At 60.6% G+C, this 26,187-nt stretch carries 23 protein-coding genes; 18 read left to right on the top strand and 5 right to left on the bottom strand.

All coding sequences use genetic code 11. The features are described 5' to 3' along the window. Nucleotides 1-2,683: molybdopterin dinucleotide binding domain-containing protein (locus CW267_RS24820; protein ID WP_101148666.1), on the top strand; the 2,683-nt coding region annotated here is incomplete at its 5' end. 167 nt (nt 2,684-2,850) lie between these two features. Here the strand turns inward: CW267_RS24820 and CW267_RS24815 are convergent. Together CW267_RS24815 and CW267_RS24810 are read right to left on the bottom strand one after the other, a co-directional pair. Then, nucleotides 2,851-3,075, bottom strand: coding sequence for a hypothetical protein (locus CW267_RS24815; RefSeq protein WP_032735839.1), 225 nt, complete (start codon nt 3,073-3,075; stop codon nt 2,851-2,853). Between the two features lie 25 nt (nt 3,076-3,100). Next, entirely contained in the window at nt 3,101-4,300 is a 1,200-nt protein-coding gene (locus tag CW267_RS24810) for an MFS transporter (protein WP_064323585.1), read from the bottom strand. A gap of 296 nt (nt 4,301-4,596) precedes the next feature. On the opposite strand from CW267_RS24810, the gene CW267_RS24805 reads away from it, so the two are divergent. Beyond that, the gene (locus tag CW267_RS24805) at nt 4,597-5,754 is read left to right on the top strand and encodes a M20 aminoacylase family protein (protein WP_012541438.1); all 1,158 of its coding nucleotides are present in this window, start codon (nt 4,597-4,599) and stop codon (nt 5,752-5,754) included. Between the two features lie 42 nt (nt 5,755-5,796). On the opposite strand, the gene fdhF is transcribed toward CW267_RS24805, so the two are convergent. Continuing rightward, entirely contained in the window at nt 5,797-7,947 is a 2,151-nt protein-coding gene (gene fdhF / locus CW267_RS24800) for a formate dehydrogenase subunit alpha (RefSeq protein ID WP_064323584.1), read from the bottom strand. Nucleotides 7,948-8,193: 246 nt separating this feature from the next. Beyond that, entirely contained in the window at nt 8,194-9,273 is a 1,080-nt protein-coding gene (locus CW267_RS24795; protein ID WP_100780934.1) for a malate/lactate/ureidoglycolate dehydrogenase, read from the bottom strand. A gap of 303 nt (nt 9,274-9,576) precedes the next feature. Between CW267_RS24795 and CW267_RS24785 the strand changes: the two genes are divergently transcribed. The 4 genes from CW267_RS24785 (at nt 9,577) to CW267_RS24765 (ending at nt 14,740) form a co-directional block, all read left to right on the top strand. Next, on the top strand, nt 9,577-10,665 hold the full coding sequence (locus tag CW267_RS24785) for an ABC transporter substrate-binding protein (protein WP_100780933.1): 1,089 nt from the start codon (nt 9,577-9,579) through the stop codon (nt 10,663-10,665). Between the two features lie 74 nt (nt 10,666-10,739). Further along, nucleotides 10,740-12,509 carry an ABC transporter permease gene (locus tag CW267_RS24780; protein WP_008804520.1) on the top strand — a complete coding sequence of 590 codons (1,770 nt, stop codon included), beginning with the start codon at nt 10,740-10,742 and terminating at the stop codon, nt 12,507-12,509. Continuing rightward, nucleotides 12,502-13,572 (top strand): ABC transporter ATP-binding protein, encoded by a 1,071-nt coding sequence (locus CW267_RS24775; protein WP_100780932.1) that lies wholly within the window; start codon nt 12,502-12,504, stop codon nt 13,570-13,572. Before CW267_RS24780 ends, CW267_RS24775 begins: the two co-directional genes overlap by 8 nt. Nucleotides 13,573-14,056: 484 nt before the next feature. Then, nucleotides 14,057-14,740: a YrhA family protein gene (locus tag CW267_RS24765; RefSeq protein ID WP_100780931.1), complete on the top strand. Its 684-nt coding sequence runs from the start codon at nt 14,057-14,059 to the stop codon at nt 14,738-14,740. A gap of 60 nt (nt 14,741-14,800) precedes the next feature. On the opposite strand, the gene CW267_RS24760 is transcribed toward CW267_RS24765, so the two are convergent. Further along, on the bottom strand, nt 14,801-15,172 hold the full coding sequence (locus CW267_RS24760; protein ID WP_012967961.1) for a VOC family protein: 372 nt from the start codon (nt 15,170-15,172) through the stop codon (nt 14,801-14,803). 500 nt (nt 15,173-15,672) lie between these two features. Between CW267_RS24760 and CW267_RS24755 the strand changes: the two genes are divergently transcribed. The 12 genes from CW267_RS24755 to ccmI all read left to right on the top strand — a co-directional run bounded on the left by CW267_RS24755 (nt 15,673) and on the right by ccmI (nt 26,182). After that, the gene (locus CW267_RS24755; protein ID WP_162550797.1) at nt 15,673-16,428 is read left to right on the top strand and encodes a gluconate 2-dehydrogenase subunit 3 family protein; all 756 of its coding nucleotides are present in this window, start codon (nt 15,673-15,675) and stop codon (nt 16,426-16,428) included. 2 nt (nt 16,429-16,430) lie between these two features. Beyond that, complete coding sequence (locus CW267_RS24750) at nt 16,431-18,215, top strand: GMC family oxidoreductase (protein WP_002908285.1); 1,785 nt, start codon at nt 16,431-16,433, stop codon at nt 18,213-18,215. A gap of 10 nt (nt 18,216-18,225) precedes the next feature. Continuing rightward, nucleotides 18,226-19,566, top strand: a complete 1,341-nt coding sequence (locus CW267_RS24745; protein ID WP_016161257.1) for a c-type cytochrome — start codon at nt 18,226-18,228, stop codon at nt 19,564-19,566. A gap of 83 nt (nt 19,567-19,649) precedes the next feature. Then, nucleotides 19,650-20,273: a cytochrome c biogenesis heme-transporting ATPase CcmA gene (gene ccmA, locus CW267_RS24740; protein ID WP_048268519.1), complete on the top strand. Its 624-nt coding sequence runs from the start codon at nt 19,650-19,652 to the stop codon at nt 20,271-20,273. Continuing rightward, nucleotides 20,270-20,929, top strand: a complete 660-nt coding sequence (gene ccmB / locus CW267_RS24735; RefSeq protein ID WP_100780930.1) for a heme exporter protein CcmB — start codon at nt 20,270-20,272, stop codon at nt 20,927-20,929. The genes ccmA and ccmB overlap by 4 nt, the downstream gene beginning before the upstream one ends. Before the next feature lie 49 nt (nt 20,930-20,978). Beyond that, nucleotides 20,979-21,716: a heme ABC transporter permease gene (locus CW267_RS24730; protein ID WP_008804529.1), complete on the top strand. Its 738-nt coding sequence runs from the start codon at nt 20,979-20,981 to the stop codon at nt 21,714-21,716. After that, complete coding sequence (gene ccmD / locus CW267_RS24725) at nt 21,713-21,943, top strand: heme exporter protein CcmD (RefSeq protein ID WP_002908220.1); 231 nt, start codon at nt 21,713-21,715, stop codon at nt 21,941-21,943. Before CW267_RS24730 ends, ccmD begins: the two co-directional genes overlap by 4 nt. After that, nucleotides 21,927-22,385 carry a cytochrome c maturation protein CcmE gene (gene ccmE / locus CW267_RS24720; RefSeq protein ID WP_046882375.1) on the top strand — a complete coding sequence of 153 codons (459 nt, stop codon included), beginning with the start codon at nt 21,927-21,929 and terminating at the stop codon, nt 22,383-22,385. Before ccmD ends, ccmE begins: the two co-directional genes overlap by 17 nt. Continuing rightward, complete coding sequence (locus CW267_RS24715) at nt 22,382-24,334, top strand: heme lyase CcmF/NrfE family subunit (protein WP_100780929.1); 1,953 nt, start codon at nt 22,382-22,384, stop codon at nt 24,332-24,334. The genes ccmE and CW267_RS24715 overlap by 4 nt, the downstream gene beginning before the upstream one ends. Then, nucleotides 24,331-24,885 carry a DsbE family thiol:disulfide interchange protein gene (locus CW267_RS24710; RefSeq protein ID WP_008804532.1) on the top strand — a complete coding sequence of 185 codons (555 nt, stop codon included), beginning with the start codon at nt 24,331-24,333 and terminating at the stop codon, nt 24,883-24,885. The genes CW267_RS24715 and CW267_RS24710 overlap by 4 nt, the downstream gene beginning before the upstream one ends. Before the next feature lie 11 nt (nt 24,886-24,896). Beyond that, the gene (locus tag CW267_RS24705; RefSeq protein WP_165787469.1) at nt 24,897-25,343 is read left to right on the top strand and encodes a cytochrome c-type biogenesis protein CcmH; all 447 of its coding nucleotides are present in this window, start codon (nt 24,897-24,899) and stop codon (nt 25,341-25,343) included. Next, on the top strand, nt 25,340-26,182 hold the full coding sequence (gene ccmI, locus CW267_RS31105; RefSeq protein ID WP_046879013.1) for a c-type cytochrome biogenesis protein CcmI: 843 nt from the start codon (nt 25,340-25,342) through the stop codon (nt 26,180-26,182). Before CW267_RS24705 ends, ccmI begins: the two co-directional genes overlap by 4 nt. Nucleotides 26,183-26,187: the final 5 nt, after the last annotated feature.

Here is a 26,187-nt window from a genome sequence, read left to right as displayed (position 1 = left end):
GCTGGAAGAGGGGTATAACGAGGCGTTTGTCAGGACCTGGACCGATGCACCTCTGCTGGTTAATGAAGACTCGGGACGGCTGCTACGTGAGCGGGACATTACTTCAGATGCTGTAACCAACCATTATTTACTTTGGGACAGCGTGGATAACATAGCGCGTTGTTGTACAGATGCAGTGGCGGGTGATGAGGTTTTTTATCAGCGAGCCTCGTTGGTAGGGCGCTATTCGCTGCCTCTTGCTAACGGTGAAACGGCGGTATGTACCCCGGCACTGGAGGTTTTGCGTCAGGCGGTTGCCGGATACACCCTTGAACATGTGGCGACAGTGACCGGTGTCTCTATAAAAAAACAACAGGCTGCCATGGCGTTAATTCGGCGTTCATCACGCATTGCGTACCATGCCTGGGTAGGGATTGCTCAGAGCCAGAACGCCACGCAAACAGAGCGAGCTATTGCCATCCTGTACGCACTGACCGGGGCGTTCGATACCCGCGGCAGCAACCGAATTTATGCGAAACCTCCGTTCAATGCCGTTAATCCGTTATCGTTATTGCCTGAATCACAGCGACAAAAAGCGCTTGGACTCAGCGAACGTCCACTGGGTCCGCCGGCAAGTGGTTATGTCACGACAGCCGATTTACATCGTGCCATCCTGGAACATAAACCTTACAAAGTAAGGGGGCTGGTCTGCTTTGATTCAAACATGCTGTCTGCCCATGGTAATGTGGATACCGCTATCGCCGCACTGAAGCAGCTTGAGTTTCATGTTCACTGTGACCATTTTATTACCCCTACATCAAGCTTCGCCGATATCCTGTTGCCCGCCAGCACTCTCTGGGAGCACGAAGCGCTGAAAATCGGTTTTGAAATCTCAGAACGTGCCGATGCTCATATTCAGCTACGTCCGCAACTGGTAACGCCTCGAGGGGGTTCCCTGGCCGATTACGAGATAGTGTTTCGTCTGGCGTGTAAAATGGGAATGGGGGACGATTTCTTTTGCGGCGATACGGATGCGGGATTTAATCATATCCTTAAGCCCTCCGGCCTCACATTGGAAATGCTCCGTGCACATCCCGGCGGGATCACCACGCATATCGTCAATCATGAGAAAAAATATGCCCTGCGTGATGGTCCGGACAATAAACCACGCGGCTTTGCCACCGAGACCGGTAAGGTAGAAATTTACAGCGAGCGCTTGCTGCGGCACGGGTATTCGCCGGTACCGCAGTATATTGAGAAATCACCAAATCAGGATGCCTTCCCGCTGCGCCTGACTACCATGAAGAACGCTCTATTTTGTCACAGCCAGCATCGTAGCCTGGTCAGCCTGCGTCGAAAATCACCGGATCCAACGGCCATTGTCAGCAGGGCAGTAGCTGACAATGCAGATATCGATAATAGAGACTGGATTGAAATCATTACCCCTGCTGGTCGGGGTCGTTTCAGAGCCAAAATTGACAACGCCATTCATGACGACGTGGTGATCGCTGAATATGGTTGGTGGCAAGGGTGTCCTGATTTGAATAAACCTGAGCTTCCGATAAAAGGTGAAGAAAGCAGCAATTATAATCTGCTGATTAACTATATGGCTGTGGACAGGATAAGTGGCTCCGTTCCCCTCAGAGCAATGCGTTGCTCGGTACGTAAGGTGGCTGATGCACTGGCCTGGAAAGGGGAGCGCCGGTTTATAGTCAGCGATATCGTTCAGGAAACGCCGGATGTACGCAGCGTCAGTTTTATCCCGGTGGACGGGGCGCAATTGCCGGACTGGCAGGCTGGTCAGGCAGTTATCCTGCGGGTCTTTCCGAAGGGCAAACCCGAGAGCATGTGCCGTGCATACACCCTAAGTAACGCGCCTGGGCGCAAAGCATGTTTTACCGTCTCAGTGAAGCACCAGCAACAGGGAGAGATGTCGTCTTTTATTCATCAAAATCTGCAGGTTGGTGATGAAGTCGCTTTGACAGCCCCTGATGGCAGTTTTGTGATCCCAACCAACAGCGTTGCTCCGGTAGTAATGATCGCCGGAGGGATAGGTATCACACCGTTCATCAGTTATCTAAGCTCGCTGGACATGACTCACGAAGGACCAGAGCTGTGGTTATACTATGGTAACCGCAACAGCCAGAGCCACGCTTTCCGGAAACAACTTGAGATATTGTCACAACGACTTCCGAGGCTTAACATCGTTAATGTCTACGATAATCCGAGACCTGGTGACGAACAGGGGAAGAGTTATCAGCATACTGGAATGATCACCGCTGCGCTTATTGATGAAAAATTGGTTAGCAATCGTGCGCGTTTTTATCTCTGCGGCCCGGGTCCGATGGTCTCTGCGCTTGAGGGGGGGCTACGGGAGCGGGGCGTATTTGCCTTTGATATCTTTAAAGAAATGTTTGCCCCTCCTGTGCCACGTATTACCTCGCTTAAAGACAGCTACAAGGTAGTTTTTGCACGTTCAGGAGTGACGGTGCTGTGGACGCCGGCAGCAGGGACATTGCTGGAGCTGGGGGAAAAACACCAGATCCCTATGGCCGGTGGGTGCCGGGCCGGACAGTGCGAATGCTGCGCTGTGAGAGTGATAGAAGGCGCTATTGGTTCATTCACCGAACAAACAGTTTCCGACGACGGCCTGTGCCTTGCCTGCCAGTCTGTACCGGCGAGTGATATTGTTATCGATGCATGAGGTATTTTAGTGTGCAGTGGCTCTGCACACCGCCCCAACAGCAGTAAACGATTGATATACCATGCTAGAGTTGCGACGGTAAGGCAGGAAATGACCGACCTGACATAATTTGCAAGGTACCGTTGACTACTCCATACGTGGACGACGTTGAGAAGGCCAGAAAAATCTTACCTCTTGTCTAAGAGGTAAGTGAGGGTATCAAAAACGGCTGTACTCAAAGGCTCGTTGGGGATCTTTTTACTGACAAGCTTGTTACCGTATTCACGGCGAATTCCGCTCTCTTTCGCAGACTCTGGCAACCCCGTCGGCATACTGCGGTCGGTGACCAGAGCACCTTCTCCCAGGCGCAGGGTGAGGGCATGCAGCTCTACAACATGTTCGATTGACACCATCGTTCCATCGCACCCACCCTCAAAACTACCGTGCGGACTCCGTCGCCTCGTCCATCTCCTCTTCCTGCTCACTGGCAAGCAGGGTTTTCTCGTTTTTGCATAGACATTGAATCAACAAGAACAGCACGCCGCTGGCCACCAGGGTGACGATCAGGCCATCGTAGCCGGTGATGCCGATCAGCATGCCGCTGACTACCGGCCCGGCGACGCTGCCGGCGGACCAGAAAAAGCCGAACAGGGCGTTAATCATAATCAGCTTCTGCCCATTGAAGGTTTTCCCCGCCCGCACCAGCGACAGGGTATAAAGCGCGCCCGCGGCGGCGCCCAGCAGCAGGCAAATGGCCATCAGCTGAATGCGCGAGCCGAGCATCAGCGGCAGGGCCAGCAGCGACAGGCTGAAGACTACCGCGCAGGACAGATGCACGCGGCGAATGCCGACCCGGTCAGCCAGCCAGCCGAGCGGGGTCTGGAACATCGCATCCCCGGTGAGCACCACGGTGACCAGCAGCACCGCCATCCCTTCATTCAGCCCTTTGTCCATGCCGTACAGCGGCAGCAGGGCAAGGATGCTGGCGTCAAAGAAGGCGAAGCAGAAGACCCCGGAGGCAAGTACCGGCAGGAAAGCGCCGAGGCTGCGCCAGCTGGCGCGCTCCCCAAGGCTTTCGCGGGTGCCAGTGGGCAGATGGCGCAGCATCAGCAGGCAGACGGCGGTGACCGCGACGATCGCCATCAGCGCCGAGGCCTGCCAGGCGGGGCCGACGGAGATCAGTAACGGCCCGGCCAGCTGGCAGCCGGTAAAGGCCGAGGCGTAGATGCCGGTGAGGGTGGCGCGCTGGCTGCCCGCCGCGCCGCCGGTGATCCAGCTTTCGCCCAGCACGATAATGACCCCGGAGGCCAGGCCGGTCAGCAGGCGCGGCAGCAAAAGCAGCGTCATATCGGTGGTGATGCATGAGGCGATGGTCGCCAGCGCCAGCAGGATCAGACTGCCGCTCAGCAGCACGCCCATTTCAACGCGCCGGCACAGCGCAGGAGAGAGGAAAGAGGAGATCATCATGCCGGCGGGCGGCAGGGCGGCCAGCAGGCCGACGTACAGCGGCGCGATCTGCTGCTGCGCCAGCTCAAGACTGATTAACGGCACCGTATAGCCGGTGATAAATCCCACGAGCGACGCGGCCATGATCATCGCCAGCGTGGGGGCAAGACGATTCTGGTCTGGGTTAAACATTTTATTTCCGATGAAGGAGAGGTCAGTAGTGGATCCTTCGGCAAATTGCCGTCCTGAGTTGCATAATAATTAATCGCCTGGCCGTTGTCACCGTTGAAATCACTACCAAAAAAGGACCGCCGGGCGGCGACAGGGCTGTACGCCGCGCCGCCGCCGCATTTCGTGACGTTGTCAGCGTGTTAACGACAGGATATAACGGAGGGAGCGGCAGCGACCCGACGTCGGTGAGCGACGGGGAAAAAACGCGACGCATGACCGATTATTCAGCATTACGCTATGCAGGAAAGGAGTAATACATGGCCGTATCGCCGTCACTGATCGCCGAAGCCGTTGGCTGGCGACGTGAATTTCACGCCGCGCCTGAGCTCGGATATCAGGAGCAGGAGACCTCGCGCCGCGTTGCGGAGCTGCTGGCCTCGTTTGGGCTGCAGGTACACCGCGGGCTGGCCGGCACCGGCGTCGTGGCGACGCTGGAAAACGGTCCCGGGCCGGTCATCGGCCTGCGCGCCGATATGGACGCCCTGCCGATCACCGAGCTGGGGAGCGTCAGCTATCGCTCGCGCCGTCCCGGGGTGATGCACGCCTGCGGCCACGATGGTCACACCGCGATGCTGCTGGCGGCGGCCGCCCATCTGGCGCAGACCCGCCAGTTCAGCGGCACCGTCCACTTTGTCTTCCAGCCGGCGGAAGAGAACCTCGGCGGCGCGCGCAAAATGGTGGAAGAGGGGTTGTTCGAGCGCTTCCCGATGGACGCCATCTACGCGCTGCATAACTGGCCGGGGATCCCCCTTGGTGAAGTGGCGCTCAGCGATGGCGCGATGATGGCCTCGCTGGACGCCTTCGAGATCACCCTGCGCGGAAAGAGCTGTCATGCGGCGATGCCGGAGAGCGGGGCCGATCCGATCGTCGCGGCGGCGCAGCTGATTATGGCGCTGCAGACCATTCCTTCCCGCCGCCTGTCGCCGCAGGATTCCGCGGTGGTCAGTATCACCCAGATAAACGGCGGCGAGGCGATCAACGTCCTGCCGGACACCGTGGTGCTGCGCGGTACCTTCCGCTGCCTGAGCAATCGCGTTCGCGCCCGCGTGCGTGAGCTTATCGAAAGCTATGTGGCGACCCAGCCGCAGGTGTCCGATGTGCAGGGTGAGATTAGCTGGTTCCCGGGCTATCCGGTGACCAAAAACCATGCGCAGCAGGCGCAGCAGGTGCGCGAGGTGGCCGTCGCCACCCTCGGCGCGGAAGCCGTGCGCTGGAACCAGGCGCCGTCGATGGCCTCCGAAGATTTTGCCTGCATGCTGGAGGTCTGTCCGGGAGCCTATTTCTGGATAGGCACCGACGGCGAAACCCCGTCGAAGCCGCTACATAACGCCAGCTATGACTTTAACGATGCGCTGATTAGTCCCGGGGTGGCCATGTGGGTGGCGCTGGTGGAGAAACAGCTGCCGGCGGCGTAACCCACCGGCAGCGGCAGAGGGAGCGCGGCGCGCTCCCTGAGGTCAGATGTCGGCGGCGGCTTTCAGTCGCGCCTTCATATCGCTGTAGGCCGTCCAGGCGTAGCGCTCCGCCCATTGCTGGTCGGCTATCGCTTCCACTTTCACCGCACAGTATTTGGTTTCCGGTGTTTTGGAGATCGGATCGAGGTTATCCTGGGTCAGCTCATTGCAGGCGCCCACCCACCACTGATAGGTCATATAGACCGCCCCCGGATTGATGCGATCGCTGAGGTCGGCGCGGGTGATCACCTTCCCGCGTCGGGAGCTGACCCACACCAGCTGTTTGTCAGCGATCCCCAGTCGTTGCGCATCCAACGGATTCATCTGCACCCGTCCCGGCTCGTCGGCCAGCGACTGCAGCGCGGCACAGTTGCCGGTCATTGAGCGGCAGGAGTAATGCCCCACCTCCCGCACGGTGCAGAGCACCAGCGGCCACTCGTCATCCGGGCGCTCCGCCGGCGCGCGCCAGGCGGTGGCGAACAGCTGTCCTTTGCCCGATGGGGTATCGAAGCGGTTGTCTTTATACAGCCACGGCGTGCCGGGGTGGTCGAGGGTCGGGCATGGCCACTGGACATGGCCCATATCGCCCATTTTCTCCCAGGTCACGCCGTAGAACAGCGGGCAGAGTTCGCGCATCTCGTCCCAGATCTGCTGGTTGTTCTCATAGTGCATCGGATAACCCATTTCGCTGGCCAGCAGGCTAATGATCTCCCAGTCGCGCTTCACATTCCCCGCCGGAGGGATCGCCTGTTCAAACCGCTGGAACCCACGGTCGGCGCAGGTGAATACGCCGCCGTGCTCGCCCCAGGAGGTGGCCGGCAGCAGGACATCGGCAATTTCCGCCGTTTTGGTCATGAAGATGTCCTGCACCACCACAAAGTCCAGCGCCTCGATGCCTTTGCGCACCAGGCCGAGGTCGGCTTCAGTCTGCAGCGGATCTTCACCCATGATGTAGTAGGCTTTGATCTCGCCGGTCAGCGCTTTATGCGGCACCTCGGTGATGCGGGTGCCGACCTGGTCATCCATCAGCGCCGGGTCGACACCCCAGGCGGCGGCGAATTTCTCCCGCACGGCGGGGTCGGTGACCTCCTGATAACCCGGGAACAGGTTCGGCAGCACGCCCATATCGCAGGCGCCCTGCACGTTGTTTTGCCCGCGGACCGGGCCCACGCCGACGTTCGCCCGCCCCAGGTTGCCGGTGAGCAGCGCCAGGCTTGCCAGACCGCGCACCACGTCCACCGCCTGGCCAAACTGGGTGACGCCCATGCCCCACATAATAGTGGCGGAAGGGGCGGCGGCGAAGATGCGCATCGCCTCACGGATCGCCTGCGCGCTGACCCCGACAATCGCTTCCACCGCTTCCGGGGCATAATCCTTCACCGCTTCGCGGTAAGCATCCAGCCCTTCGGTATAGCGTTCGACATAGGCTTTGTTGTACAGCTCCTCCTCCAGCAGTACATAGCCGAAGGCATTCACCAGCGCCATGTTGCTGCCGTTGTTGAGCTGCAGATGACGGTCGGCAATGCGCGCGGTTTCAATGCGCCGCGGATCGCAGACGATGATTTTGGCGCCGTTTTCCCGGGCTTTGATCACCCGGCGGGCGACGATTGGATGGGAGTCGGCGCAGTTGTAGCCAAAGACCAGCAGGCATTTCGAGTTTTCGATGTCGCTGATCGAGTTGCTCATCGCCCCGTTGCCCAGCGCCTGCTGCAGCCCGGCGACAGAGGGGCCGTGGCAGACGCGGGCGCAGCAGTCGACGTTATTGGTGTTGAGCACCGCGCGGGCGAACTTTTGCATCACATAGTTGGTTTCGTTGCCGGTGCCGCGCGAGGAGCCGGTGGTCATGATGGCGCGCGGGCCATGCTTCTCTTTGATCTCCCTGAGCTTGCTGGCGGTATAGCGAATCGCCTCCTGCCAGCTGACCGGCGTGAAGGCGCCGCCTTTCTGGTAGCGGATCATCGGTTGTTTGAGACGGGGCGTCAGGAGCTGCGTATCGTTAAGAAAATCCCAGCCGTAGTAGCCTTTCAGACACAGCTGGTTCTGGTTGGTGACGCCGTCGGCGGCTTCCGCGCGAATGATTTTATTGTTGTCGACAACCAGTTTAAGTTTGCAACCCGCCCCGCAGTAGGGGCACACGCTCGTGATTTTTTTCATCAGTAACAGACCTGTTAACAGTGAACAGAGGATCGCTGTCGCGCCGGGCCCGACGGGCAACGATCGCGGTAACGCCTGGTCGTGATGCAGACGCAGGCCTGCTGCGCTATGCAGGTCTTGTGCCAGAATTTAATTTGTTGATTTACATGTGAAAATTAAAATGGTGCGATGACGGGAACGTGACCTCGTCACTAATGACGATGACGCAGAGCGCCGACGTCAGACGCTCTGCGGGGGTAAACGTGGCTAGGCGAGAGGGCGGCACCGGTCGAAGTGCGATTCGCTCAGGCCGACGTCGCGCGCGGCGGCGCAGATAGCCTGCCAGCTGCCGGCATCCAGCGGGATCCCCTGCGCCAGCCGCGCTTCGCGGTTGGCGGCCTCCCATTCGCCGGGCGCCAGCACCGGGGCATCGGGATCGTGCGGCGACTGCTTGCACCATGCGATAAAGGCCTCCGTCTGCGCCTGGCTGTCCGGGGCATCGAACGCGTCCGGGCGCAGGATCACCGTGGTCATGCAGTTAAAGATGGCGTCGACGCTGGTCTGCAGGCTCTCCTGATGGGTGGTTTGCCCCCCGGAGAGCGCGCCGCCGAGCACTTCGCACAGCGTCGCCAGGGCATAGCCTTTGTGCTGGGCGAAGGTGAGCAGGGCGCCCAGCGGCGAAGTCTGCATCACCGCCGGGTCGGTGGTGGGGAGCCCTTTGGCGTCGATCAGGCAGCCGGGGGCCACGGCTTCGCCTTTATGCCAGGCGACGCGGGTTTTACCAAAGGCGATGGCGCTGGTGGCGTAGTCCAGCAGCAGCGGCGGATGGCCCGCGCGGGGGAACACCACGCACAGCGGGTTAGTGCCGAAGCGGCTGTCCTTCCCGCGGAACGGGGCGACCATTGGGTCGCCGATCACGCTGACGAAGTGGATGGAGATCAGCCCGGCGGCGGCGCACTGCTCGGCCCAGTAGCCGATGCGCCCGACGTGATGCGCATTGCGCAGGGCGATTGCCGCCATACCATGCTGCTTCGCCTTTTCAATGCCTAACTGCATCGCTTCGTGGGCGACCACCTGGCCGAAGCCGGCGTTGCCGTCGAGGGTGACCACGGCGCCGGCATCTTTGGTGACCGTGGCGTGGCGGTTGAGCTGCAGAAAACCGCCGGCATGGGATTTCACATAGCTTGGGATCATCCCGACGCCATGGGAGTCATGCCCGGCCAGGTTGGCGGCGATCAGGTGGTCGGCGACCAGCGTCGCTTCTTCTGAGCGGCTGCCGAGATGGGTAAACAGTGAGACGACAAACTGATGCAGATCCGTCGCCAGAAAGCGGTGTCCTGTTGGCACTGATTCTCTCCTGTAGTCTGTTGTTATTTTGTTATGTTTGCCGTTTTATGCTGCGCCGCCCGGCGCAGAAGGTCAAGGGCGGGGGCTCCGGGCGTCACGCCACTGCGCCAGCGTCTGCGTTATACGCCAGACGATAAAAAACCGGTCCGCGATCGCGTTTTAATTAACGCCATAAACACCACATTTTTAAATTCTGCCACTGTCACAAAAGCCAGAAAAAAGCCAGCCCCGGCGTTGCAAGGGGAGCTGATACCACTATATGTTAAATTTGTGTTTATTAATTGATGATTAAAGGTTGGTATCATGTATAAGAAAATAAGTGGTTTAGTGGTTTCACTGACGGCCGTTTTCGCCTGTGCCGCCTGGGCGGAGGTGCCTGCGGGCTATCCCGCGGATTATCAAAAAACGGTGGATGCCGCCGTAAAAGAGGGCAAGGTGGTTATTTATTCCACCACCGATACCAAAGCGGCCGGGCCGTTAATTAAAGGATTTGAAGCGCAATATCCGGGCGTAAAAGTCGAATATAACGACATGAACAGCACCGAGCTGTATAACCGTTATATCAGCGAGCAGGCCGCCGGGGGCGGCAGCGGGGACGTGGTGTGGAGCTCGTCGATGGATACCGCGCTGAAATTAGCTACCGAATACGCGGAACAATATGCCTCGCCGGAGGTGAAGCAATTACCCGATTGGGCGGTCTGGCAGCAGAAAGCCTATGGCACCACCTACGAGCCGGTGGTGTTTATCTATAACAAACGGCTGATCCCGCAGAATGAGGTTCCGGATTCGCATACCGAGCTGGCAAAACTGATCGCCAGCCAGGCCGATAAATTTAAAGGCAAAGTCACCACCTACGACATCGAAAAATCGGGCCTCGGCTTTATGCTGGCGGTGCAGGACAGCCAGGCCGACGCGAACTATTTTGCCGACCTGGCGAATATCGCTAAAGGCGGTCTGACAGTGCAGTCTTCCACCGGCACGATGATGGAGCGCGTCTCCTCTGGCGAAAACCTGATCGGCTATAACATTCTTGGTTCCTATGCCGAAGCACGGGCGAAAAACGATCCCTCTTTAGGCATCGCCTATCCGAAAGATTACGTGCTGGTGCTCTCCCGCGTCTCGTTTATTAGCCAGGAGAGCGAACATCCCAATGCGGCAAAATTGTGGCTCGACTATGTCTTGTCGGAAAAAGGCCAGCAGATCCTCGCCAGCCAGGCGGATATTCCCTCTATTCGTCGCGATATTGAAGGTAAAAATGATATCGATGGTATGACCGCGCTGTTGGGCAAAGCGTTAAAACCGATCCCGGTCAACGAAACGCTGCTCGATTATTTACAGCCGCAAAAACGTCTGCAGTTTATTAAACAATGGCGCAGCGCCGCCGCGAAATAATCCTCCTTCGGGGCATCGCCGATGCCCCTTATTCACACCCGGCGGGTTTTTTCTCCTGACCAAAGGGATGAACCATGAATGTATTACGCAGAAAGTGGCAGGGGCTGCCGCGCGGCGTGGTGGTGTGCATCACGGCGCTGGTGATTTATGTCCCGCTGTTATTTATTGTGGTGCAGAGTTTTCTCTCCGCGCCATTCTTTTCCCGCTCCAAATCGTGGAGTCTGGAAGCGTTCGCCTTTATTTTTACCGACCCGGATTTTTATCTGGCATTAAGGTCAGGTTTTATTCTGGCCTTTGGCCTGGTGATTATTGCCATTCCGCTGGGCGGTATTTTGGCGTTTCTGATGGTGCGCACCGATTTACCCGGCCGGCGGATCATTGAGCCGCTGATCCTGGTGCCGATCTTCGTCTCGCCGATGGTGCTGGGCTTTGGCTACGTGGTGGCCGCCGGGCCGGTAGGCTTCTTTTCCCAGTGGGCGCAGCAGCTGATCGGCTTTGTGCCGTGGAACATCTACTCGATGTTCAGCATTGTGGTCATCGCCGGCTTAACCCACGTTCCGCACGCCTATCTCTATATCTCTTCGGCGCTGCGCAGCGTCGGTTCCGACGTGGAAGAGGCGGCGCGCACCGTCGGCGCTACCCCGCTGCAGGTGATGACCTCGGTGAGTCTGCCGATGGTGCGGCCATCCATCCTTTACGCCTGCGTGCTGCTCTTCTTCCTCGGTCTGGAGGTTTTCGGTCTGATGCTGGTGCTGGGCGACCCCGAGGGCAACATGGTGCTGGCGACCTATCTTTATAAGCTGACCAACAAGCTCGGCACCCCCTCCTACCATCTGATGGCGGCGGTGGCGGTGGTGCTGATCTGCATTACCATCCCGCTGGTGATGCTCCAGCGGCGACTGATGCGCACCGCCAACCGCTTTGTCACCATGAAGGGCAAGGCGTCGCAGGCGCGGGCGCTGCCGCTGGGCAAATGGCGCTGGGTGGCCGGGGCGGTGGTGGTGGCCTGGCTGACGGTGACCATCGGCGTGCCGCTGCTCGGCGTGGCGCTGCGCGCCTTTATCTCCAACTGGGGCGTCGGGGTGTCGCTGTGGGATGAGCTGTCGCTGGCGACGTTCCACAATATCTGGCAGCAGCCCAACCTGCTGCGGGCAATCGTCAACTCGATGGCTATCGGCATCGTCGGCGGCGCGCTGGCGGTGATCTGCTATCTGTTTGTCGGCATCGCCATGCACCGCAAAGCGGACAACGTCACCCGCTTTCTCGACTACAGCGTGCTGGTCCCGCGTGCGGTGCCGGGGCTGCTGGCCGGGCTGGCCTTCCTGTGGGTGTTCCTGTTTGTGCCGATGTGGCTCGATCAGTCGCTGAAGCACGGCTGGCTCTCGGCGCTGCCGGTGGCCGACTGGCTGCGCGAACACCTTATCGTGCAACTGCGTGCCCTGCGCAACACTATCTTCAGCGTTTGGCTGGCCTACACCGTGGTATGGATGGCTTACGGCCTGCGGCTCATCTCTTCGACGCTGCTGCAGGTGGGCCCGGAGCTGGAGGAGGCGGCGCGCAGCACCGGCGCTTCCCGGGGGCAGATCACCCGCCACGTGACTGTCCCGCTGTCGCGCTATGGGCTGATTGGCTCCTGGCTGCTGATGTTCCTTATCTTTGAGCGTGAGTATTCCACCGGCGTCTATCTGCTGTCGCCGGGTACCGAAACCATCGGCTCGATGCTGGTGTCGCTGTGGGCGGCGGGGGCCATCGATATCGTCGCGGCGCTCTCCTTTATCAATATTCTGCTGGTGGTGATTGGCCTTGGTATCGCCCTGCGCTTTGGAGTGAAATTACATGATTGAGTTATCGGTAGAAAATCTGCATCTCACCTATGGCGACAACCCGGTGCTGAAGGGGGTGTCCATGGCGCTTGGCCGGGGAGAGGTGGTGTCGCTGCTGGGGCCGTCGGGAAGCGGCAAAACCACGCTGCTGCGGGCGGTGGCCGGGCTGGAAAAACCGACGAGCGGACGGATCGCCATCGGCAACCGTACGGTGTACGACGGCACGCCGCGCAGCGAGATCCCGGCCGAAGAGCGTAACCTGGGCCTGGTCTTCCAGTCCTATGCCCTGTGGCCGCACAAAACGGTGTTCGACAACGTGGCCTATCCGCTGAAGCTGCGTAAAGTCGCCGCCGGGGAGATAAAAGAGCGGGTGCAGCGCGTACTGGATCAGCTGGGGCTGGGGCACCTCGGCAACCGCCATCCGCACCAGCTCTCCGGTGGCCAGCAGCAGCGGGTGGCCATCGGCCGGGCGCTGGTCTACAACCCGCCGGTGATCCTGCTGGATGAACCGCTCTCCAACCTTGATGCCAAACTGCGCGAAGAGGCGCGGGTGTTTCTGCGCGAGCTGATCATCAAGCTGGGCCTGTCGGCGCTGATGGTCACCCACGATCAGAATGAAGCAATGGCCATCTCCGATCGTATTCTGCTGCTGAACAATGGCGTCATTGAGCAGCAGGGGACGCCGCAGGAGATGTACGGCAGCCCGGCGACGCTGTTCGCCGCCGAGTTTATGGGCAGCAATAACCGTCTGCACGGTAAGGTGACGGCGCTGGAAAACGGTCGTGCGAGGGTTGAAGGCGCCAGCTGGACGCTGTGGGGTCGAGCGGGCGAGGGGGTCAGCGTTGGCCAGCCGGCGACGGCGGTGATCCGCGTCGAGCGCCTGCGTCTCGACGGCGCAGCGCAGGATAATAGCCTCCAGCTCCCGCTGCTGACCAGCATGTACCTCGGCGACCGCTGGGAGTACCTGTTCCGTACCGAAGGCGACGACTTTCCGCTGCGCGCCTACGGAACGGCGCTGCGCGATGCCGAACACTGCCATCTGACGCTCCCGGCGGAGGATGTGTGGATTTTTCCGCAGAAGTAACTACGCGAAGCCACGGAAGGCAAGCATCAGTACGTCGCGCTACGTTCTGGGTATGACAAAAGCGTTTTGCGCCTGGCTGCGGGGCGGGCAGGCCAGTAGGGTATATCGGTCCTGGTCAGCAGCAAGTCGACGGTGGTGATATGGGGACATACTTTTTCGTTTGATAAATGTTGATGCTGATGCGGAAACCCTGCGGAGTGCAATTATCGTAAATCTGGCGTTTTAATACGCCGCTAAACACAATATGCTGGTGTCTTCCCCACATGCGTGGGGGTGTTTCTTCAGCATCATCTAGCAGGCGCATATACGTGACGTCTTCCCCACATGCGTGGGGGTGTTTCTGTTAAGCATGGTTTTGTCAGAGTATATGGACTGTCTTCCCCACGTGTGTGGGGGTGTGTCTAAAAAAGAAAAACTCTCCGCTTCCCTGTTCGGGTCTTCCCCACACGTGTGGGGCCTGTTTTCGTTTGATAAGGAAATTAAAATGAAAAGAGCCGAATTAGACGTTGTGGTTTTAGGTGAGGATTTACCGAATGAAGGGCTGGTAAAAGGAACGCTTGGTACGATTGTGATGGTTTTTAATACGCCAACAACTGGCTATCTGGTCGAGTTTTGCGACGAGAAAGGAAAAACAATCGCAATGCCAGTTTTATTCCCCGCCCAGCTAAAGCGCTATTTCACGATTGGTAACCTGAAGTCGCTGATGGTGGAAGGTAATTATCCCGTAGCCGACCCTGTAGACCCAGATGTCATGGCAGATTTAATGCACAAAGTCGCGCCTGTTGAATGGAAGGACAAGAAAAGAAGGGGCTATGAGGATATTCAACGACTATTGATTAGTCGGCCGGACTACGCGGATATGTTCAATATTATGGATGGAGGTGAGTACAATGGCATGACATTGTACAGCCTGGTGCAGGCAGAGAACGGTGAACCTGCATGGTCGAATATCTTTGTTCGAAACTTTGATACGCGTATTAACGACATCTATGTCGATCCGAACCTCAATGACAAAGTAGTGATTGGTGAAGAGGGCATGTCCGTGATTGTCTACAGCTTCACAGATGACCGTTTCGAAATCCGCGATAAAGTCTTCTCGGATTATGTCATTGAGTCACATACCCACTTCACCGGACTGTTGTCCGCCCTTATTGAGCCGGTCAGCTGAATCCGAGACATCCATACCTTCAGCGTTTCCCACGGACGTGGGAATTTTTTTCCGCTCGGCTTACCCCGCCAGATGGCACACGGCTTCAATATTGTGTCCGTCTGGCGCAATCACAAAGGCGGCGTAGTAACTGGCGTGGTAGTTTGGCCGTACCCCCGGCGCGCCGTTGTCCTTTCCTCCGGCGGCCAGCGCCGCCTGCCAGAAGGCATCGACCTGCTCGCGGCTGTCGGCGCGAAAGGCAATGTGCAGCGGCGCCGGTTTTTCCGTACTTTGATAGAGGCATAGAGAGACATCGCCGCTGCCAGCCAGCTCTGCGCCGTAGCTCGGCTCGCCTTCGCCAACCAGCGTTACGCCAAGCGGGGCCAGGGCCTGTAAAAAGAACGTTTTGCTGGCGGCATAGTCGCTAGCGCCGAATTTCACATGATCGAACATATCTTCTCTTCTCCTGTGGATGGGGATCGCCAGCTGAACGCGTTAGCCGGGAAATAGATGCAAAATAGTTAACAACGGTTATTAACTTTTTTAACAGCTCAAAATGTTTAATTATTCCTAATACGAGTATTTACAGACGTTTAATCTGCCATGTACCATAAACAAAAAATAACATTTGTGATACAAGTCACTCTTTTATGGCGCATGGGTAAGCTCAGCGCGGTGTGAATGCCGCTGGTTTACCGCCTCAAGGTTATGGCAGCACCCTTCTCACGATGACATTCCGGTGAATTTCTCTCCGATTTCCCGCGTTTCGTTGAGAATCGTCTACTATCCAAACGATAACCCTATAAATGATATCGCCTCTGGCGATGTTTTATCCGACTTGCCGGGCCGGGCCAGACGCTAAGCGGTTTGAAAGCGCAATGGTATCGGTTCCAGCACGACATTCACTGGGTTTGTCTGCGACAAAAACAGTAATTTTCAATGACAGGAATGTGATGATGTCGAGCGAGAAAACCAACAATTCCAGGCGTGATTTCCTGGTGAAATCGATGGCGCTGATCCCGACGGTGGTGATCGGCGGCGCGGGAGCAGGGGCCATTGGCGTGGCCACCAGCGCGACCGCGCAGGCGGCCCCCGCGTCTGAGCCTGCTTCCGGGAACACGGCGGCGGCCAGCGACTGGAAGCCGCAGTTCTTCAACGATCGTGAGTGGGTGTTTATCAACGCCGCCGTCGCTCGCTTAATCCCGGCGGATGAACTCGGTCCCGGCGCCAAAGAGGCCGGCGTCCCGGAGTTTATCGATCGCCAGCTCAATACCCCCTACGCCACCGGCTCCATCTGGTATATGCAGGGGCCCTTCAACCCCGACGTGCCGAAAGAGATGGGTTATCAGCTGCCGCTGGTGCCTAAACAGATCTATAACCTCGGGATCGCTGATGCCGAGGCGTGGTGCCAGGACAAATATCATAAAACCTTCGCTGAACTGAGCAGCGAGCAGCAGGACGAGGCGCTCGGCCTGTGGGAATCCGGCAAAGCCGAGTTCAAACAGCTCCCGGCCTCGCTGTTCTTCACCTATCTGCTGCAGAACACCCGAGAAGGCTTCTTCAGCGACCCCATCCATGGCGGTAATAAAGGCATGGTCGGCTGGACGCTGATTAATTTTCCCGGCGCGCGCGCCGACTTTATGGACTGGGTTGAACGGGGCGAACGCTACCCCTTCCCGCCGGTATCAATTAATGGGGAGAGGGCGTAATTATGGCCACCGTATTGAAAAAAACCGATGTCGCGATTGTCGGCTTCGGCTGGGTTGGGGCAATCATGGCCAAAGAGCTGACCGAAGCCGGGCTCAACGTCGTCGCGCTGGAGCGCGGCCCGATGCGCGACACCTGGCCGGATGGCGCCTATCCGCAGGTGATTGATGAGCTGACCTACAACATCCGCCGCAAGCTGTTCCAGGATCTGTCGAAAAGCACTGTCACCATCCGGCATAACACCAGCCAGCAGGCGGTGCCGTATCGCCAGCTGGCGGCCTTCCTGCCAGGTACCGGCGTGGGCGGTGCCGGGCTGCACTGGTCCGGCGTCCATTTCCGCGTCGATCCCATCGAATTGCGGATGCGCAGCCACTATGAAGAACGCTACGGCAAAAACTTCATTCCCCAGGATATGATCATCCAGGATTTCGGTGTCACCTACGACGAGCTGGAACCGTTCTTCGATAAAGCGGAAAAAGTGTTCGGCACCTCCGGGACCGCCTGGTCGATCAAAGGCAAGGTGGTCGGCAAAGGCCGCGGCGGCAACGCCTTCGCCCCGGACCGCTCAGACGACTTCCCGCTGCCGGCGCAGAAAAACACCTGGTCGGCGCAGCTGTTTGAAAAAGCGGCGCTGGAAGTGGGGTATCACCCCTATAACCTGCCGTCGGCCAACACTTCCGACTCCTATACCAACCCCTACGGCGCGCAGATGGGCCCGTGCAACTTCTGCGGTTTCTGCAGCGGCTACGCCTGCTACATGTACTCCAAAGCCTCGCCGAACGTGAACATCCTGCCGGCGCTGCGCCAGGAAAAACGCTTTGAGCTGCGGACCAACGCCAACGTGCTGAAGGTCAACCTGACCGACGACAAATCCCGCGCCACCGGCGTGACCTACGTCGACGGCCAGGGGCGCGAAATGGAACAGCCGGCGGACCTGGTGATTATCGGCGCCTTCCAGTTCCACAACGTGCACCTGATGCTGCTCTCCGGGATCGGCAAACCGTACAATCCGGAGACCGGCGAAGGGGTGGTGGGGCGTAACTTCGCCTACCAGAACATGACCACCATCAAGGCCATTTTCGACAAAGACACCTATACCAACCCGTTTATCGGCGCGGGCGGCAACGGCGTCGGGGTCGACGACTTCAACGCCGACAACTTCGACCACGGCGCGGCGGGCTTTGTGGGCGGTTCGCCATTCTGGGTCAACCAGGCCGGGACCAAGCCCATCTCCGGTTTCCCGGTACCGCCGGGCACCCCGGCGTGGGGCAGCAAGTGGAAAGCGGCGGTTGCCGATACCTACACCCATCACCTGTCGATGGATGCCCACGGCGCGCACCAGTCCTATCGGCAGAACTACCTCGATCTTGATCCGAACTACAAAAACGTCTTCGGCCAGCCGCTGCTGCGCATGACCTTCGACTGGCAGGAAAACGACATCAAGATGGCGCAGTTTATGTTCGATAAGATGGCGCCGATCGCCAAAGCGATGAAGCCGAAATATATCCTCGGCAGCCCGAAAAACGCCAACAGCCACTTTGATACCACCACCTACCAGACCACCCATATGAACGGCGGGGCGGTAATGGGGGAAGATCCGAAAACCAGCGCCGTGAACCGTTATCTGCAAAGCTGGGACGTGCATAACGTCTTCGTCATCGGCGCCTCCGCGTTCCCGCAGGGGCTGGGCTACAACCCAACCGGCACGGTGGCCGCGCTGGCCTACTGGTCAGCGAAGGCGATCCGCGAACAGTATCTGAAAAATCCGGGACCCCTGGTGCAGGCATAAAGGAAGGCAGATGATGAAAATGCAATGGTTATCGGCCCTGGTGCTTGGGGCATTGAGCTGCGCGGCTTTTGCCGAAGAGGCGCCTGCGGACAGCAATCTGATTAAGCAGGGGGAGTATCTGGCGCGGGCGGGGGACTGTGTCGCCTGCCACACCAACGGCAAAACGGGGAAACCTTTCGCCGGAGGTCTGCCGATGGAGACGCCGATCGGCACCATCTACTCCACCAATATCACGCCGGATAAAGAACACGGCATCGGCGGGTACACCTTCGAAGAGTTCGACGACGCGGTGCGCAAGGGCGTGCGGAAAGACGGTTCCACGCTCTATCCGGCGATGCCGTATCCCTCGTTCGCGCGGATCAGTGAAGCGGACATGCGCGCCATGTACGCCTACTTTATGCATGGCGTGGAACCGGTGAATGCCGCCAACAAGGACACCGACATCCCGTGGCCGCTGTCGATGCGCTGGCCGCTGGCGTTCTGGCGCGGCATCTTCGCCCCGACGCCGAGCGACTTTGTCGCCAACCCGCAGGTTGACCCGGTGCTGGAGCGCGGCCGCTATCTGGTGGAAGGCCTGGGCCACTGCGGTGCCTGCCATACCCCGCGCAGTCTGACGATGCAGGAAAAAGCGCTCAGCGAAAGCGAAGGCGATGATTACCTGGCGGGCAGCAATGCGCCGATTGACGGCTGGGTCGCCTCCAGCCTGCGCGGCGAAAACCGCGACGGTCTGGGGACCTGGAGCGAGGCTGAGCTGGCCGAGTTCCTGAAAACCGGACGCAACGATAAATCGGTGGTCTTCGGCGGCATGAGCGATGTGGTGGAGCACAGTCTGCAGTATCTTTCTGATGACGACATCACCGCCATCGCCCGCTATCTGAAGTCGCTCCCGCCGCGCGGCGGCAAACAGACCCCAGCCCCGGTGGAAGACAGCGTGGCGAAAGATCTGTGGAAGGGTAACGACAGCAAAACCGGCGCCGCGCTGTACGTTGATAACTGCGCCGCCTGCCACCGCACCGACGGCGCGGGCTATAAACGCGCCTTCCCGTCGCTGAAGGGCAACCCGGTGGTACAGACCGAAGATGCCACTTCGCTTATCCATATCGTTCTGACCGGGAGCACCACGCCGGCGGTGAAAGATGCGGTCTCCAACCTGACCATGCCGTCGTTCGGCTGGCGTCTGGACGACCAGCAGGTGGCGGATGTGGTCAACTTCATCCGCACCAGCTGGGGCAACAATGCGCCGGCGGTCAGCGCCAGCGATGTGGCGAAGGTGCGTAAGGAGACCGCGGCGCACGATGAGAAGGCGTTAGGCAACGCCGATATCTCGAAGCTGCCTGGGGCCGGACAGTAACCGTCAGGGTTGCGTCGCCCGCGCGACGCAACCCATACTTAGCCAGGACGTAAAATACTGTCTGAATCAAGGAGTTTGCCTTCATGCTGCATGCAGAGCGACTGACCTGCATCGTTGACGATCGACCGCTGTTTGCGGCGCTGACGCTGTCCCTCGCTGCCGGCGAGCTGCTGCAGGTCGCCGGTGATAACGGCGCGGGGAAAACCTCGCTGCTGCGGATCCTTTGCGGCCTGGCGCGCCCGGAAAGCGGGGTGGTGAGCTGGCAGGGGCAGCCGCTGGCGAAGGTCCGGGAGTCATTTCATCGTCAGCTGCTGTGGCTGGGCCATAAACCCGGCGTCAACGCGGCGCTGACCGCCGATGAAAACCTGCGTTTCTTCTTTCCGTCCAGCCGCCTTCAGCAGCGGGAAAGCGCCCTCGCCGCCATCGGCCTGGCGGGCTATGAAGATCTCCCCTTGAGCCAGCTCTCCGCCGGGCAACAGCGGCGGGTGGCGCTGACCCGCCTGTGGTTAACCGACGCGCCGCTGTGGATCCTCGATGAGCCGTTCACCGCGCTCGACGCCACGGCGATGGAAACCCTGACCCGCCGCCTGGAGCAGCACGCCCGGCAGGGGGGAAGCGCGATCCTCACCACTCATCAGCCGCTGCGGCCGCTGCGCTGCCCGTTGCGCACCCTGCGCCTCGGCGGCGACGCGGGAGGCGGGCAATGATGCGAGCGCTGTTGGCCCGGGAACTGCGCCTGGCGTGGCGCAGCGGGGCGGAGATCCTCAATCCGCTCTGGTTCTTTCTGATCGTCATCACCCTGTTTCCGTTCGGCGTCGGCGCTGCGCCGCAGCTGCTGGCGCAGATTGCGCCGGGCGTGGTGTGGGTCGCCGCGCTGCTGGCGGCGCTGTTGGTGATGGATCGGTTGTTTCGCGACGACTGGCAGGACGGTTCTCTGGAGCAGCTGTTGCTCCTGCCGACGCCGCTGGCGGCGGTAGTGCTGGTGAAGGTGGTCGCCCACTGGATGATGAGTGGCCTGCCGCTGCTGATCGTCTCGCCGCTGGCGGCGCTGCTGCTGGGGATGAGTCTGCACGATGCCGGCGTGCTGGCGCTGACCTTGCTGCTCGGCACCCCGACGCTCAGTTTTCTCGGCGCGGTGGGGGTTGGCCTGACGGTCGGCCTGAAGCGCGGCGGCGTCCTGCTGAGCCTGCTGGTGCTGCCGCTGGCGGTGCCGCTGCTGATTTTCGCCACCGCGGCCTGCCAGGCGGCGGCCGCTGGGCTCTCGGTCAGCGGCTATCTGGCGATGCTGGCGGCGTTTTTAACCGCCAGCGCCACCCTGTGCCCGTTCGCCACCGCCGCCGCGCTGCGGCTGACCGTGCAATAATTCGCTGCGCCTGCGGGCGCGGCCATCATAACCGTGTGAGTAAGCGTCTATGTGGAAAGCGTTACATCAACTGGCGATCCCCGAGCGGCTGTACCGTCTGTGCGGATGCTGGATCCCCTGGCTGGCGGCGTTGAGCGCGCTGTTGCTGGTCATCGGCCTGGGGTGGGGCTTTGGCTTCGCCCCCGCGGACTATCAGCAGGGGGAAAGCTACCGGATCATGTACCTTCACGTCCCGGCGGCGATGTGGTCGATGGGGCTGTACCTGGCGATGGCCGTCGCGGCCTTCGTCGGGGTGGTCTGGCAGATCAAAATGGCCGACCTGGCGATCGCCGCCCTGGCGCCGGTGGGGGCGGTCTGCACCCTGGTGGCGCTGGTCAGCGGCGCGGCATGGGGTAAGCCGATGTGGGGAACCTGGTGGATCTGGGACGCCCGCCTGACCTCAGAGCTGGTGCTGCTGTTTCTTTACGCCGGAGTCATCGCCCTGTGGCACGCCTTTGACGACCGGCGGCTGGCCGGGCGCGCGGCGGGGATCCTCGTCCTGGTCGGGGTGGTCAATCTGCCCATCATTCATTACTCGGTCTACTGGTGGAACACCCTGCACCAGGGCTCGACCAACCTGCAGCAAACCATCGACCCAAGCATGCGTCTGCCGCTGCGGATCTGCATCTTTGCCTTCCTCATGCTGTCGGTCACGCTGACCCTGATGCGCCTGCGTAACCTGATCCTGCAGCTGGAGCGCCGTCGACCGTGGGTGGTGGCGCTGGTGAATAAAGGAGCTGCCCGATGAGCCCCGCCTTTTCGTCTTTCGCCGCCTTCCTGAATATGGGCGGCTATGCCGTGTACGTCTGGCTGGCGGTGGCCGTGGCGGTCGCCGCCTTTGGCTTGCTGACGGTGCACACTCTGTGGGCGCGGCGGGCGCTGTTCCATGAGGTACGACGCCAGCAGGCGCGCGAGCGGCGGATCGCTGCCGCCCGCGAACACGACAAGGAGGCCGCGGATGCAAGCGCGTCGTAAAACCCGGCTGTATATCGTGCTGGCGGTGCTCGCCGGCCTCGGGCTGACCGTCAGCCTGACGCTGTACGCCCTGAGCAGCAATATCGATCTGTTCTACACCCCGGGGGAAATTATCTACGGCAAAACGGAAACCCGGGCGCTGCCCCATACCGGGCAGCGGCTGCGGGTGGGGGGCTACGTTCAGCCGGGCTCCCTGCAGCGCGACCCGCAAACCCTCGACGTGCGCTTTAAGCTGTATGACGCCCGCGGGGTGGTGGACGTCAGCTATAAGGGCATTCTGCCGGACCTGTTCCGTGAGGGTCAGGGCGTGGTGGCCCAGGGCGTACTGGACGGCGAGCGGCATATTACCGCCCAGCAGGTGCTGGCCAAACATGATGAAAATTACACGCCGCCGGAGGTGAAAAACGCCATGACGCCGGAGAAAACGAGGGCGCAGCCATGATGCCGGAGCTGGGCAACTTTTTACTGTGTCTGGCGGCGGGGCTGGCGCTGCTCCTGAGCATCTATCCCCTGTGGGGCGCGGCGCGGCAGGATCGGCGGCTGATGGCCCTGGCCCGGCCGCTGGCCTGCGGGCTGTTCGCCTGTATCGGCGTCGCCTTCCTGCTGCTGGTGCACGCCTTTGTGGTCAATGACTTTACCGTCCGCTACGTGGCGGAAAACTCCAACAGCGCGCTGCCGGTGTGGTATCGGGTGGCGGCGACCTGGGGGGCGCACGAGGGCTCGCTGCTGCTGTGGGTCCTGCTGCTCAGCGTCTGGACCTTCGCCGTCGCCATCTTCAGCCGCCGAATGCCGCTCGACGCCGTCGCCCGGGTGCTGGCGGTGATGGGGATGATCGCCTTTGGGTTCCTGCTGTTTATCCTCTTTACCTCCAACCCGTTCAGCCGCGGCCTGCCGCAGTACCCCATTGATGGCCGCGACCTCAATCCGCTGCTGCAGGATATCGGCATGATTTTCCATCCGCCAATCCTCTATATGGGTTACGTCGGCTTCTCGGTGGCTTTCGCCTTCGCCATCGCCTCGCTGCTGGCGGGGCGGCTGGATACTGCCTGGGCGCGCTGGTCGCGTCCCTGGACCCAGGCGGCATGGATGTTCCTCACCCTCGGCATCGTGCTGGGCTCGGCGTGGGCCTACTACGAACTGGGCTGGGGCGGCTGGTGGTTCTGGGATCCGGTGGAAAACGCCTCGTTTATGCCGTGGCTGGTGGGAACCGCGCTGCTGCACTCCCTGGCGGTAACCGAGAAGCGCGGCAGCTTCCGCGCCTGGACGGTGCTGCTGGCCATCGCCGCCTTCTCCCTGTGTCTTCTGGGCACCTTCCTGGTGCGCTCCGGGGTGCTGGTCTCAGTGCATGCCTTCGCCTCGGATCCGTCGCGCGGGCTGTTTATTCTGGTACTGCTGATTGTCGCCATCGGCGGATCGCTGCTGCTGTACGCCCTGAAGGGCGGCCGGGTGCGGGCGCGGGTGGAACATACGCTGTGGTCGCGCGAGTCGTTCCTGCTTGGCAACAATATCTTGCTGATGGCCGCGATGCTGGTGGTGCTCCTCGGAACGCTGCTGCCGCTGGTGCATAAAGAGCTGGGCCTCGGCAGCATCTCCATTGGCGAGCCGTTCTTCAATACCATGTTCACCGCCCTGATGGCGCCTTTTGCGCTGCTGCTGGGGCTGGGACCGCTGATCCGCTGGCGGCGCGATGACGTCGCCAGGCAGATTAAACGCCTGATTATTGCCCTGGTGGTGACGTTGTCACTTTCTCTGGCGCTGCCGTGGCTGCTGCAGGACCGTATCACCGCCATGGCGGTCATAGGCCTGATGATGGCGCTGTGGGTGCTGATCTTCGCCCTGATGGAGGTTCACGAACGGGCCACCCATCGCCACGGTTTCTGGCGCGGCCTGCGCACCCTGACCCGCAGCCAGTGGGGGATGGTGCTCGGTCACGTCGGCGTGGCGGTGACCGTTATCGGCATCACCTTCAGCCAGAACTACAGCGTGGAGCGCGATGTACGGATGCGCCCCGGCGACAGCATCGATATCCATCACTATCACTTTGTGTTTAACGGCGTGCGCAATATCGTCGGCCCCAACTGGACCGGCGGCGAAGGCATTATTGCCGTGACCCGCAACGGCCGCCCGGAAGCGACGCTGTATGCCGAGAAGCGCTTTTACACCGCCAGCCGGATGATGATGACCGAGGCGGCGATCAGCGGCGGGCTGACCCGCGATCTGTACGCCGCGCTGGGGGAAGAGCTGAGCGACGGCAGCTGGGCGGTGCGTCTGTACTATAAACCGTTCGTTCGCTGGATCTGGTACGGCGGGGTACTGATGGCCCTCGGCGGTCTGTGCTGCATGCTCGACCCCCGCTACCGGATGCGTAAGAAGCTGCAGGAGGCCTCATGAACCGGAAGCTACTGTTTATCCCGCTGGTGCTGTTTCTGGCGCTGGCCGCCGCGCTGTTCTGGCAACTGATGCGCAACGCCGATGGCGATGACCCGACGACCCTCGAGTCGGCGCTGATTGGCAAACCGCTGCCGGAATTTCGCCTTGAAGCGCTGAATACCCCCGGCCAGACGCTGGACCGGCGCACGCTGATTGACGGCAAGCCGCTGCTGCTTAACGTCTGGGCCACCTGGTGTCCAACCTGTCGCGCCGAGCATCAGTTTCTCAACGGCCTGGCGCAGCAGGGCGTGCGGGTGGTGGGGATGAACTACAAAGACGATCGGCAGAAGGCGATGAGCTGGCTGCAGCGCCTGGGGAACCCGTACATGCTGAGCCTGTACGATGGCAACGGCATGCTTGGCCTGGATCTCGGGGTCTATGGCGCGCCGGAGACGTTTCTCATCGACGGTCAGGGCATCATCCGCTGGCGGCACGCCGGCGACCTGAACGAACGGGTGTGGCGCGAGGAGCTCCAGCCGCTGTGGGATCAATACAACCGGAGGGCGGGCTGATGAGATGTGCAATGGTCATCCTGCTGGCGCTGATGCTGACCGGCCAGGCGTGGGCCGCCATCGACACCTGGCAGTTTAAGGATGAGGCCCAGGAGCAGGCCTTCCGCGAGATCACCTCCCAGCTGCGCTGCCCGAAATGCCAGAACAACAGCATCGCCGACTCAAACGCGATGACTGCCGCTGATATGCGGCAGAAGGTGTACGAGCTGATGCAGCAGGGGAAAACGAAAGGGCAGATCGTTGACTATATGGTGGCCCGCTACGGTCATTTTGTCAGCTACGAGCCGCCGCTGACCGCGGGCACGGTGCTGCTGTGGCTGGGGCCGGGGCTGTTCGTGCTGGCGGGCGCGGGGGTGATTATCGCCCGCGCGCGTCGTCGCGACATTCCTGACGCGGCGCTCAGCGCTGAAGAGCGCCAGCGTCTGGCGGCATTATTGAAAGAAGGAAAAGAACGATGAGCCTGTTGGTGGTTATCGTCGCGCTGCTGCTGGCTGGCGCGCTGGGGCTGCTTTATTACCCGTGGCCGGGCAAAGGGGCGGTGGACCGCGATGCCCTCAACCGCGTCCTGTACCAGTCGCGTCTGCAGGAGCTGGCGCAGGAGCGCGGCGAGGACAACCCGGCGCTGGTCGTCGAGCTGCAGCGCACGCTGCTGACGGATATCCCCCCCCAGGCACAGCCTGGCGAACGGCCGCTAAGCCGCTGGGCGCTGCTTCCGGGCGCGCTGCTGCTGGTGGTTCTGAGTCTGGGCCTGTATCTGAAAACCAGCGATATTGGCCAGGTGCTGCTCTGGCAGCAGGCTGAACGGCATTATCCTGCGCTGTTGCAGCAGGTTAAGGACCCGACGGCGGCGCAGCTGCGTATGGATGAGCTGGCGGAGCTGCGGCTTGGCCTGCGCAGCCACCTGCAGACTACGCCGAACGACCTCGCCGGCTGGCAGCTGCTTGGGCGTCTTGGCCTGTTGTTGAACGATGGCGAGACGGCGATCGGCGCCTTTGGCCGGGCGCATGATCTGGCGGCGGATGACCCTGCGGCGGTTTTCGATTACGCCAGCGCGCTGGTGCGGGCGGGGGATAACGGTCAGGTTCGGATGGGCGAGTTGCTGCTGCGTGACCTGCATCAGCGGCAGCCGAACAGCCTGCCGGTGCTGGAGATGCTGGCCCTGAGCGCGGTGCGTAATGAAGATTACCCCGAAGCCGTGGCAGCCTTGCAGGCGTTACTGGCCCGGCTGCCGGAAGGGGATGCGCGGCGCGAGGCGATCGTCCGCCAGCTGGCGCAAGCGCAGCAGCAGGCGCAGTAACAGCC

Origin of the sequence: Klebsiella sp. X1-16S-Nf21 (genome assembly GCF_002837615.1) — a bacterium.
Classification (GTDB): domain Bacteria; phylum Pseudomonadota; class Gammaproteobacteria; order Enterobacterales; family Enterobacteriaceae; genus Klebsiella; species Klebsiella variicola.
This window is presented reverse-complemented; position numbering and strand designations above follow the sequence as displayed.